The following is a 12,086-nucleotide window of genomic DNA, read 5'->3' as shown; positions in this document are numbered from 1 at the left end:
ATAAGATCGCAAACTGGTGTAGAAAGTTTTGATTTTTGAGTGAGGGAGAGTTTTGAGTTATTTGCTTGCCCCCTGCCCCTCCGCCCCACTGCCCCCCTGCCCCCCTGCCCCTCTGCCCCCCTGCCCCCCTGCCCCCCTGCCCCCCTGCCCCTCTGCCCCTCTGCCCCCCTGCCCCCCTGCCCCTCTGCCCCTCTGCCCCTCTGCCCCCCTGCCCCTCTGCCCCCCTGCCCCCCTGCCCCCTGGAGTGTCGTTGCTTGGTTACACTGGATGAAGAAGTATCTTTTCTTAAATTACTCAGAGGTAATCTGGGTAATCACAGCAACAAAAGGGCTAGCGCATTATGAAAAATTCCTGGATGAAAAAGTCGAGCAGGCAGCACCCAAAAAAAAATGTGTTTTTGACGGGAGCGATTACGGCTAGTTGGTTATTATTACAAAGTGCGTTGCCAGGAGTTCCTCCTGTTCTAGCTTCTGACCAGCAGGAAACGATAAGTTATAATGAGTTGCTGAAGAAAATAGATGCAGGCAAAGTTACGAGAGTTGATATTGATCCGACGCAGCGGACTGCCCGGGTGGAGTTGCGGGGCGCGGAAGCAGAGTCTCCGGTAACAGTAAATTTGTTTGAGGATAATCGGGAGTTAATTGAAAGGTTGCGATCGCAGCAAGTGAAATTTGCTGTTGAGCCAACTACAGATAACAGTGCGGCTTTAGGCTTTGTTGTCAATTTACTTTTGGTTGTCCTGTTAATTTCCGGCTTGTTGATGATCGTGCGACGGTCTGCTAATGCTTCTAATCAAGCGATGAATTTTGGTAAATCTCGTGCGCGTTTCCAAATGGAAGCGAAGACGGGGATTAAGTTTGACGATGTAGCTGGGATTGAGGAAGCGAAAGAGGAACTGCAAGAGGTTGTCACTTTCTTGAAACAGCCGGAACGGTTTACGGCGGTGGGTGCGAAAATTCCTAAAGGTGTATTATTAGTTGGCCCTCCGGGAACGGGAAAAACTTTGTTAGCGAAAGCTATTGCTGGGGAAGCGGCTGTTCCTTTCTTCAGTATTTCTGGTTCTGAGTTTGTGGAAATGTTTGTGGGTGTGGGTGCTTCCCGTGTCCGCGATTTGTTTAAGAAGGCAAAGGAAAATGCTCCCTGTTTGGTGTTTATTGATGAAATTGATGCGGTTGGGAGAATGCGGGGAACGGGGATTGGTGGCGGAAATGACGAACGGGAGCAAACTTTAAATCAGTTACTCACCGAAATGGATGGTTTTGAGGGAAATTCGGGAATTATTATTATTGCGGCTACTAACCGTCCTGATGTTCTGGATGCGGCTTTGTTGCGACCTGGACGTTTTGACAGACAGGTGATTGTTGATGCACCGGATCTTAAGGGTCGTTTGGAAATTCTGAAAGTTCATGCCCGGAATAAGAAGGTGTCCGATGAGGTGTCGCTGGAAACGATCGCGCGTCGCACTCCCGGTTTTACTGGTGCAGATTTGGCGAATTTGCTGAATGAAGCGGCGATTTTGACTGCTAGACGGCGCAAAGATGCGATTACGATGGCGGAAGTTAATGATGCTGTTGACCGGGTGGTAGCGGGAATGGAAGGTACGCCTTTGGTGGATAGCAAGAAGAAGCGGTTAATTGCTTATCATGAGGTGGGTCATGCGATCGTCGGGACTTTGATGAAGGGTCACGATCCTGTGGAAAAGGTGACTTTGATTCCTCGCGGTCAAGCGTTGGGTCTGACTTGGTTTACTCCTAATGAGGAACGGGGTTTAATTTCTAAAGCACAGTTAATTGGAATGATTTGCGATGCTTTAGGTGGTCGGGCTGCGGAAGATGTGATTTTCGGGGATGCGGAAATTACCACGGGTGCGGGTGGCGACTTGGAGCACGTCACTAATTTAGCAAGGCAAATGGTGACTCGATTCGGAATGTCGGAGTTGGGTCTGTTGGCTTTGGAAAATCAAGGTAATGAGGTGTTTTTGGGTCGTGATTTGGCGAATCGTTCGGAATATTCGGAGGCGATCGCGGCTCATGTGGATCAACAGGTAAGATTGATTGTGGCGAAGTGCTACGAAGATGCCAAAGCGATTATTGCTGGAAATCGCACTTTGATCGATCGGTTGGTGGATTTATTGATTGACAAAGAAACCATTGATGGTGATGAGTTGCGAAAAATTGTTTCCGAGTATACTGAGTTACCTGAATCACAAGTTAAGAATGATTGGTCTGTTGTCAGTAGTTCCTAACTATTTACCGTCTTAAAAATTAGATTTGCGATTGCCGGAGCAATTTTTGGCGATCGCAAATCTAATTTTTAGTATAAGGTTTGTATTAGGGGATTTAGTCCTAAATTAACCTGTTTAATATATGACTAAGAATAATAAGCAAGTAAAGGAAATTAACGAAGCAATTTCTCAATTGCTAGCGGCGATCGAAGATGATGATTTACGAGGCAATCTAGAAGGAAAAGCGGTTAAATTACATCAATTAGGGATTCTGAAGGCTAATCAGGGTAGGTTTGATGATGCGATCGCTTTTTATTCCCAATGTCAGGAAGTTTATCAAACTTTGGATGATTGGGAAGGGGTAGCTACGATTCTCTACCAAATAGCGGTAATTAAAACTAATCAGGGAGAAATTTCTCAAGCAGTGCCTTTGTTTGAGGAAGCTTTAAAAATCGCAGAAAGTATAGATGATTTGGCAACTCAAGGGGAAAGTTTGTACTCTTTAGGGATGATTAAAGCTAGTCAAGGTTTGGTAACGGATGCGATCGCTTTATGCGAAAAGTCTTTAGAACTAAAAGATAAATTAGCAGATGTAGAGGGAAAAAGTAAAATTATCCAACAATTAGCGATTATTAAAGCGAATCAAGGAGAACTTTTGCCAGCAGTTCAATTATTAAAACAGTCTTTATCGTTGAAAGAAACTTGTAATGATTTATCGGGTAAAGCTAATATTTTGCATTATTTAGGTGTGATTTATGCTGAATTAGGTGACGGAGAAGCGGCAATTTTATCTTATCAAGAATCCCTAAAAATTAAAGAAAAAATAGGTGATATTCAAGGTAAAGCTGCTACTTTACATCAGTTAGGTGATTTATATCAGAAACTCGATCGAATTGAGGAAGCGATCGAACTTTACCAAGAATCTGCCCAAATTAAAGAACAAGGTAACGATTCAGAAAGTAAAGCGGCAACGATGGGAATGTTGGGACAACTATTAGTTAAGAAAGGAGATTTTAAATTAGCTTTAACTTATTTACATGAAGCTTTAGAAATATTTGAAAAATTACAATCTCCAAATACCACAACAGTCAAACAAATCATTTCCGAAGCCCGCCATTTACAACAAGCAGAAACTAAACAAAAAAGAAAATGGCTGTAGCCCGCCTGGGAATCAATTCGCAGGCTAATAACTCAATTCTACTGAAGTGGACTGAAAGCTTTTGATTAAAATTTCCGTAGTCCTCTTAATGCAGTATCAGGAAAATCACTAAAAACACCATCTACACCTAAGCTAAAAAACTGCTCATATTCTGCTTCAGGATTATGGTTGTAATCAGGTGCTAAATATTGATTTTCGTTGCGAAAAGTGTAAGGATGAACTAATAAACCTGCGGCATGGGCATCAGCAATTAAAGAAGTAGGAGATAGTAATTTTCCGTCACTATCTACCGGAATAATCATTTGTTTATTAGGGCCAATTCCGGTGGCGTATTTTGCGATTTTAGCTAATTCTGGAGGTGTGGTTAAGTCTTTGTAGGTGCGTCGATCGCCATTCATTAACAGATCGAAAGGTTGCCCAAAATTTTCTAGTAACTGAATCAATGGTAAATCGGTTAATTGACTAAGTTTTTGTAAATTTCCCGTTTCAAAAGATTGTATAAAAATCGGATCGGTGGCAGATTTATATCCGTTATTATGGAGAATTTCAATTAATGGTTTTTCTAAAGGTAAACCAATAGAAGCAAAATAAGTTGGATGTTTTGTTTCTGGGTAAATTCCGATCGATCGCCCCATTTCGTTGCTTTTAAGTTTGACTAAATCAATAATTTCCTGAAAAGTCGGAATTGAGAATTGGTTGTTAAAAGATCGATCGCGAAAAGGCAAGCGTTCTTTAGCTTTTAAAGTTTTAATTTCACTTAAGGTAAAGTCTTCCGTAAACCAACCTGTAACTGATTTGCCGTCGATTAATTTAGTGGTTTGGCGATCGACAAATTCGGGACATTCGGCAATATTAGTAGTAGTAGAAATTTCATTTTCGTGACGGGCAATTAATATCCCATCTTTGGTAGAAACTAAATCCGGTTCAATATAATCAGCATTTAAGGCGATCGCTAATTCATAAGATGCTAAAGTATGTTCGGGGCGAAAACCGCTTGCGCCTCGATGGGCAATAATTATCGGTAGAGATGAATTAAGTTGTAAGTAATTTTTCATTTTCCCTTAACGCCAACCCAACATTCGCAAAACAGGTACAACAAAAAAGTGAGTTACGCTTAACCAAAAGCCGATCGCAATTCCCATAGTACTAAAAAATCCCAAGCTAAAAATAAAATTTGTCCAATTAAAGCTGTAAAGAAAAGTACCAGAAATTCCTAAAACACCGTTTAAGGGTACAAAAATTTTCATAATTAAAGCTAATAAACCTGCAAAAAAACTGGCTGTACCTACGGTATTTACTAAAGCATAAACTATTTGATGGCTTGGTAAACCTAAACCTAAAGTTAATAACCCACTTACTACTCCGGTCATTAACACTAAATCTTCTGGTAAAATAGCATTTGAGGGAACTTTTTGTACTAGAAAACAACCTAAACCATAACTAATTATTCCCATGATTGTTGCCATGAAATAACGCTGTTGTTGACCGATTTTTCCAGCTACCATTAAGCCTAAAGCAGTAGCTAACCCAGCGCAAGTAAATAAGATAATTGCTGAGTTTACGAACAGTGGCATTGCAGTTATTCGAGGCAAAGTGCGAGAAAGAAAATAGCCTAAATCTTGACCAAAAACAGTTTTGTAAGCTAACCAATAACCAATTATTGCGCCAAAAGCACCGCCTATTCCGCCTAAAGTCATTTGCCATACAGTACTTAAAAAGGCTGTGGTTAGGTGTGCGATCGTCTGAAAAAATAAAACTATTGTTTTGCTGATTAGTTGACCAAATAATCCTAAAATACCCAATGCAAATTTAAATAAATCTGCGGGTAACTTGCTAATAATTTTAAATAAAGCTTTAGCAACTGAAGATGTAATTGTTTGAGAATTTATTCTCCTTAATCGACTTAATAGTTCATTAGCGTTAGCTGGTCTTTTTTCAATATTTGGCTGGATCATATCATCCAGTAAATTAGCAAAACTTGGGCTGATTTTAGTAAATTTTTGCCAGTGTAAATCTCCCGTTTTCGGATCTTCTAAATCTAAGGGATATTTGCCCGTAAGTAAGTGAATACAAGTCATTCCTAAAGCATAAAAATCAGCATTTGGCCCAACTAGCGCCCCAGCAACTTGCTCTGGCGGACTGTATCCAGGGGAAAATAGCCTAGTTGAACTAGCCTGAGAATTAGCTTTTTTAGCATTAATTTGTTTGGCTCCACCAAAGTCAATTAATACTATTTGTTCTGTGCCTTCGCGTAACATTAAATTGGCAGGTTTAATATCACGATGAATAATTTGGCGTTGGTGTAATTCTCGTAAAATATATATAGCTTGTTTCAGCCAATTTTGTACCCATGCTTCCGGCAAACCTTGAGATTGATGATATTCTAAAATCTCTTCTAAAGTTTTCCCGGAAATCTTTTCCATTACCAAACAAGGTAAAACAATTTCTGGGGAACTTCCAAAACTAATCTGGAAATAACTATCTGATTCTACTTTTGGTACTCCCGGATGGCGTAAACTTGCTAAAACTGTAGCTTCTTGTTCAAATAATGCTAAAGCTTTGGGAGAAGTTTCCAGTAAAACTTTTAATACTCGCTCTTTCTTGGTTTTTTCATCCCAAACTGTATAAATAACTGCAAATCCGCCAACTCCTAATTTTTGTAGTGGAGTGTAGCGGTGCAAAAGTCGTAATGGTGCGCCACAAACATTGCAAAAATTATTCCCCATAGTCTGAGGATAAGGACGCGAGCAATGAGGATTAATACAATGGGCAGCTGTGGCAACAGTTTGAGGCACTGGTTTTTCCTTTCCGTTCACTTTCAGAGAAATTCATAATTGTTTGCTGCCAAACTGAGCTTGATTATAGCATAAGGAATCCTGGTTAATATCAACCAATAAATTTTTGATTGTCCTGGGAAGTAGTGAATCCAAGTATTTTTCGATATTTATTATTGTAAATTGCTAGAAAAGTATTTTCAGTTTATAATCGATCGCAATCAGTTGAATGAATTATTTCTTATGCGAGAAGTATTAAAATTTACTGTGATTTCTATCTTGATTTGCCTAGCAGTTACTATTTTATCCTTTCCTAGAGATGTGGTAGCACTGCAAAATAAAACTTTAGTTTTTGATAGTCAAACTATCAGCGAATACAAGTGGAAATTATCAGAATTACAGCCAAAACTGCCAAGTGATTGGTCGGATTTTCACTTTTTAGTTTTGGAAATGAAAGCTACTTCTCCACAACGGTTCCTCTTGCGTTTGCACACACCACAGGGAATTACTAGTACTTTTATTCATCCATTTCAAAATAGTTGGATTCGGGCTGCTATACCTTTAGAAATTTTCTCTAATGCACCCAAGCGGGGAAATGATATGGCATCTTTGTTGAACAATCAACGTGCTGGTTATTTTATGTTTAATTGGGGGCCATATTTACGACTTAATCAAGTTGATTCTATTAGTATAGCGATGCCAGAAGCGATCGCCAAGCCATCTTTAGAAATTCGCACAATACGTTTAACAAAAGAATTTCCGGGAGACGCAGTACTAGAGAAACAGCCACTTGTTGACAAATTAGGACAATGGAAGCGGGATAATTGGGCTGATAAAGTCAGCAATCTTTCCGAATTACAAACAATTTGGAGAAAAGAGGAAAAAGAACTAAAACCAGGTAATTTTGATTACTGCCAATATGGAGGTTATTGTGCCACAAAATTTAAGGCTACAGGGTTTTTTCGGGTAGAATTAATTGATGGAAAATGGTGGTTTGTCGATCCTGAAGGGCATTTATTTTTTTCTGCGGGTGTGAATGCAATTACCCCCACAATTACCACGCCTATTACTAACAGAAAATCGCTATTTGAGTCCATACCCCCGGAAAATACACAGACGGTGAAAGTGCAAAGAGAACAACCAGTTACCTCTTTTTACCAGTGGAATATTTGGCGACGTTTTGGGGAAAGTTGGCAGCAAGATTGGGTTGATTTGACTGTGCGGCGAATGCAAGCTTGGGGGATAAATACGATCGCTAATTGGTCAACTAAACTAGTAACTGATACCCAGAGAATGCCATACATAGTGCCGATAACTGGATGGGAAACAAAGCAAGCATATTTGAGATTTCCTGATGTTTATTCCCCGGAATTTTTACAAATTAGCGATTCTGTAGCAGCAAGTAAGTCTGCAATTCGCAAAAATGACCCTTTTTTGGTGGGATATTTTATTGGTAATGAACCAGCTTGGCCGAGACGGGAATTAGATATTATTAATATGATATTATCTGGGCCAGATACCGCAACTCGGCAGGAGTTACAAAAGTTTTTGGCGCAAGGAGATACACCAGAAAGACGCAAAGAGTTTTTCTATCGCGCTTACGAAAAATATTTGCAAGTCGTCACTAGTGCGATTCGGAAATATGACCCAAATCATTTAATTTTGGGTATTCGTTTTGCCGGATATGCACCAGATGAAATGGTAAAAGCAGGACGAATTTTCGATGTTTTTAGTGTTAATGAATATGAGTACATTTTGCATAAAGAAGAGATACAGAAATATGCCAAATTAAGTGGCAGACCTTTGTTAATTGGTGAGTTTCATTTTGGCACACCTGGAAGAGGAATGTCCGCAGGATTGAAACAAGTTCGCGATCGAGAACAACGAGGTGTTGCTTATCGTTATTATGTGGAAAATGCCGCAGCAATTCCCGAAGTAATTGGTACACATTGGTTTCAATGGGTAGATCAACCAAATACGGGACGTTTTGATGGGGAAAATTATAATATTGGGTTGGTTGATGTTACCGATCGCCCTTACCCCAAATTAATTAACGCCATGCAAGAAACTCATCGCAAATTATATGCAATTCATGCCGGAAAGGAAAAGGCGATCGACCAAAAACCCATCACTCATTAAACTCAATTATTCATGCCAAGTCATCGGTAAACAATGAGATGATGAATCATGAGAATCGATCGCTGTCTCCTTCGTTTCGTCATCTAAAACATTGACTACTTGGTTGTAAATATCTTTAGCTTGTTGGGGAGAATTAGCAATACAAGTTAACCCCAACTTGCCAAATTCCGAGAGACAACCCATTAAATGAAACACCGTTCCTGTCTCCGTACTCGTGTCAAAATGTAAGCGATGATCGGCGATAATATCCATCAAATCATTAGGCAACAAACCGCGATAACGTTCCTTTTGTAAGTTATCAGTTGCCATGTAATATTTTGGGCAACCTTGCTGACTATAAAATAAACCAGTCGCCATATCATAACGCCCAGTTGTTAAAAACTTCAGCGTCATAAATGGGTGAGTAGTACCGCCTTTTCTCAAGTTAATTTCAATTGCTTGTAAATTCCATTCTGGTTTACCTTTAGCATCAGGTTGATGTACAGCAATAAAGTCAACTCCGAACCTTTCTAATGCACCTTTTTCGGCAAGATTCCGCCCTACTTTTACTCCTAATTCTTGCAAACGTAAACGGTAAGATTCTTGGGCGGGGAAATAACAACCTAAGTAAATTTGACCCTCAGAACCACCTAAAATTTGGTCATGAGTTGAGAGAATTTCGACTTCGCCGCTAGGAGTAATTCTCCCTTGAACGCTAGGACTGTGTTTTCTTTCTCCTTCTATAAAAGCTTCGACAATTGCCCCTAATTCAGGGATGCGACTAGAAAAGTTTGACCATGTTTCATTTTTAGCTTGAAAACTCATGGAGTTAAAGCGATCGCTAATTGCCTTAACTCTTGCTTGATGGGAAACATTACCCGGTGTCATATTCGGAATTTCTCTTAAATCCAAAATAGCATTTCCTTCACCGGAAAACCCTTCATTTAGCTTGACAACCATCCGCTTTAAATTTGGTTGACGTTCCCAAAGTTCCGCAGCTGCTTCTGCTAAATCTTCAGCATTTTCTACCATTTCGCTACCATCAGGATGGGGTACACCACACTCAGCAAAAATTTGCCGACTCCCGCTTTTGCTACCCCAATAAAGTAAATCGGGATCTGCTGCTAACAAAGGTACTCGTAACTGCAAAGATAAATCTTTTTCTAACTGAGTAGAGTTATAACAAATCATAAAAGATTTATCCGGTCTTAATCCTTGGCGAATCCTCTGGATTAACCGAGGACGTTCTAATATTTTCTGGGTTAAAGGTTTTGGAGAAGAATCATAAACAGAAAATAACATTAAGCGATCGCGGGCATGAGAAAAAGGAATTCCCGGCAACAATTGTAAGTAATAATCAATTACTATGGGAGGCAAAGGTTGAGAAGTGACAAAAATAACTCTTGTTCGGGGATTTCGCAACCGAATCAAGGAGAAAAGTAATCGTTCTTCGTAATTCAAAAAACCTTCAATCTTCTGTAGTTCATGTTGATCTAAACTTACAGAAGGAATCACTACAATATCATAATCTCCCAGGTTAGCGCCTTCAATACTTTGCCAGCGATCGCGCAATTGATCCTGCAAAAATCTAAACTTTTCCCCATGAGAATCTACAGAAAAATCTACAACTTGCATTGCCCCGATCCTACCCTAATTTCACTAACAGAATTTATTTAATTTTCCAACTGTTTCAGACTACTTTTCCCGAATAGTAAAAAAAATTATTATCTTTTCTCAACCATCAAGTCCAATTATATGAAGTTAACTAACTTTTCCGCATCTATCTAGAAAGATAGTAAATTTTTACTTTCGCAGAGTAGTTAAGTAGAAGTACTTAACTTACCCTGCATTAGTAACAACGGAAAAAGTCTGTTTGCTGAAAACTTTCCCAGATCTAATTATTTATTCTGTCGCATAAGTGTCAGATTCATCCTTTAAGACTGGAGAAACATTAGATTTCGGCACATTAGTAATCACACTAATATTGCCATCTGACTCCATAAATGCCAACTTTACCTCACTCATTTTTTGTACTCCCTGTTGGCGAAGCATACTCATTAATTCATCCTGAGTAATTAATTGTTGTTCCAAATTTCGCCGCATCATTTTGCCATTAACAACCAATGGTACTGGTGAAGGATGTAAAAAGTGTTGAAACCGCGGAAATTTATAACCCAACCAATTTAAAATGCAACTCCAAAAAATAATTGTCATCACCAAAATTACACCATCAGTAATTGCAGTATAATTGCTTGCCATTGCATTTTGGGCAGCTTCCGCAAACAACACTACTACTAATAAATCAGAAATTCCTACCGTACCAATTTGGCGGTTAGGAAGAAAGCGCAGAATCGCAAATAACAACAAATAAACTAGCGTTCCGCGCACAACAAGTTCCGCAACAGAGGTACTAGGAACAAATACCTTATACCAATCAATCTTCCAAAATAAATCCATCATTTTAGGCGCTTTTATTTGGGTACACCAGCAGTCAAAATCTCATTTCCTGACTCGGTGACTAACACATCATCTTCTATACGAATGCCAATACCTCGCCATTTGTCATCTATCTCAGGTTGTCCTTCTGCTGGTTGATAATCAGGTGCAATATAAATTCCCGGTTCTACAGTTAAAACTTGTCCCGGTTGTAGAGTTTGCCAAACCTCTTCACCAAGTTTATAAACAGGCGAATCATGCACATCTAAACCTAGCCAATGCCCAGTTTTGTGCATATAAAATGCTTTGTACTTCTCTTCTTTAATTATCTCTTCAATGTCACCTGTTAACAATCCTAACTCTACCAAACCTTCAGTCAAAATTCTCACGGCGGTATCATGTCCTAAATTCCAAGGATTGCCCGGTTTTACTTGGTCAATTGCTGCTAACTGTGCCGTCAAAACTAAATCGTAAATTATTTTTTGTTCCGGTGTAAATTTGCCATTTACTGGAAAAGTGCGGGTAATATCACCGTTGTAATATTGATAGCAGCAACCCGCATCAATTAACAGCAAATCATTTTCTTGTAATTGCCGATCGTTCTCAATGTAATGTAAAATGCACGCATTTGCACCAGAAGCAACGATCGAAGGATAAGCAGGTCCCATACCTCCTCGCAAGCGAAAAATATGTTCCATTTCCGCTTGAATTTCGTACTCGTAACGTCCAGGTTTAGCAAATTCTCTCGCGTAATTATGTGCTTCCACAGAAATAGCGATCGCCTTTCGCATTAACTCCAATTCCGCGGCACTTTTTACCAATCGCATTGGATGAATGATAAAATTAGAATCTTCAATTGCGATCGGACCAGTACCCCGTTTTGGATAAGTTGCCACTAACTTTTGCCAATGAGAAAGGATAGTTTCATTAAACTGGCGATCGCGTCCCAAATGATAATAAATTCTCTCAGCTTTCTCTAAATATTGGGGTAACTTTTCATCTAATTCTGCGATCGGATAAGCTTCATCAGCACCATACTTTTCCTTCGCCGCATCCACCCCAACTCGATATCCCGTCCAAACTTCCTTTTCCTTATCTTTCGGTTGCACAAACAAAATAAATCGATGTTCTTCATGATGAGGTGCTAAAACTGCTACAGCATCCGCCTCATTAAACCCTGTCAAATAATAAAAATCGCTATCTTGTCGGTAAGCATACTCTACATCATTGTGCATCACTGCCACTGGTGCACTGCGAAAAATAGCTGTACCATTGCCAATTTTCGCCATTAACTCTTCCCGACGCTTTTGGTACTCTGTTTGCATAGCTACTGACTATCTAAAAACTATTATGATATTCTAACTTTAGCTGTATG

Annotated in this window: 8 protein-coding genes; 3 read left to right on the top strand and 5 right to left on the bottom strand. The window is 39.6% G+C overall.

Annotated elements, in window-relative coordinates; translation table 11 throughout:
* Nucleotides 1–340: 340 nt before the first annotated feature.
* Both ftsH and ACE1B6_RS13620 read left to right on the top strand, forming a co-directional pair.
* Nucleotides 341–2,245, top strand: coding sequence for an ATP-dependent zinc metalloprotease FtsH (gene ftsH / locus ACE1B6_RS13625; RefSeq protein ID WP_413257782.1), 1,905 nt, complete (start codon nt 341–343; stop codon nt 2,243–2,245).
* A gap of 121 nt (nt 2,246–2,366) precedes the next feature.
* Nucleotides 2,367–3,383 carry a tetratricopeptide repeat protein gene (locus tag ACE1B6_RS13620; RefSeq protein ID WP_413257781.1) on the top strand — a complete coding sequence of 339 codons (1,017 nt, stop codon included), beginning with the start codon at nt 2,367–2,369 and terminating at the stop codon, nt 3,381–3,383.
* Nucleotides 3,384–3,448: 65 nt separating this feature from the next.
* Here the strand turns inward: ACE1B6_RS13620 and ACE1B6_RS13615 are convergent, their stop codons facing one another.
* On the bottom strand, nt 3,449–4,438 hold the full coding sequence (locus ACE1B6_RS13615) for a glycerophosphodiester phosphodiesterase (protein ID WP_413257780.1): 990 nt from the start codon (nt 4,436–4,438) through the stop codon (nt 3,449–3,451).
* Between the two features lie 6 nt (nt 4,439–4,444).
* Nucleotides 4,445–6,178, bottom strand: coding sequence for a serine/threonine protein kinase (locus tag ACE1B6_RS13610; RefSeq protein ID WP_413257779.1), 1,734 nt, complete (start codon nt 6,176–6,178; stop codon nt 4,445–4,447).
* A 222-nt stretch (nt 6,179–6,400) separates the two neighbouring features.
* Here ACE1B6_RS13610 and ACE1B6_RS13605 point away from each other — a divergent pair, with 222 nt between their 5' ends.
* Nucleotides 6,401–8,296, top strand: a complete 1,896-nt coding sequence (locus ACE1B6_RS13605) for a glycoside hydrolase 5 family protein (protein ID WP_413257778.1) — start codon at nt 6,401–6,403, stop codon at nt 8,294–8,296.
* 6 nt (nt 8,297–8,302) lie between these two features.
* Here ACE1B6_RS13605 and ACE1B6_RS13600 read toward each other — a convergent pair whose 3' ends face one another.
* The 3 genes from ACE1B6_RS13600 to ACE1B6_RS13590 form a co-directional block, all read right to left on the bottom strand.
* Entirely contained in the window at nt 8,303–9,910 is a 1,608-nt protein-coding gene (locus ACE1B6_RS13600) for a peptide ligase PGM1-related protein (RefSeq protein ID WP_413257777.1), read from the bottom strand.
* Between the two features lie 267 nt (nt 9,911–10,177).
* The gene (locus ACE1B6_RS13595; protein WP_459563025.1) at nt 10,178–10,732 is read right to left on the bottom strand and encodes a DUF421 domain-containing protein; all 555 of its coding nucleotides are present in this window, start codon (nt 10,730–10,732) and stop codon (nt 10,178–10,180) included.
* A 14-nt stretch (nt 10,733–10,746) separates the two neighbouring features.
* Nucleotides 10,747–12,036, bottom strand: a complete 1,290-nt coding sequence (locus ACE1B6_RS13590; RefSeq protein ID WP_413257775.1) for an aminopeptidase P N-terminal domain-containing protein — start codon at nt 12,034–12,036, stop codon at nt 10,747–10,749.
* Between the last annotated feature and the right edge of the window lie 50 nt (nt 12,037–12,086).

It is taken from the genome of Floridaenema fluviatile BLCC-F154 (assembly GCF_041929135.1).
Classification (GTDB): Bacteria; Cyanobacteriota; Cyanobacteriia; order Cyanobacteriales; family Aerosakkonemataceae; genus Floridanema; species Floridanema fluviatile.
Note: the sequence above shows the minus strand (reverse complement) of the source record. Positions and strands in the feature narration are given on the sequence as shown.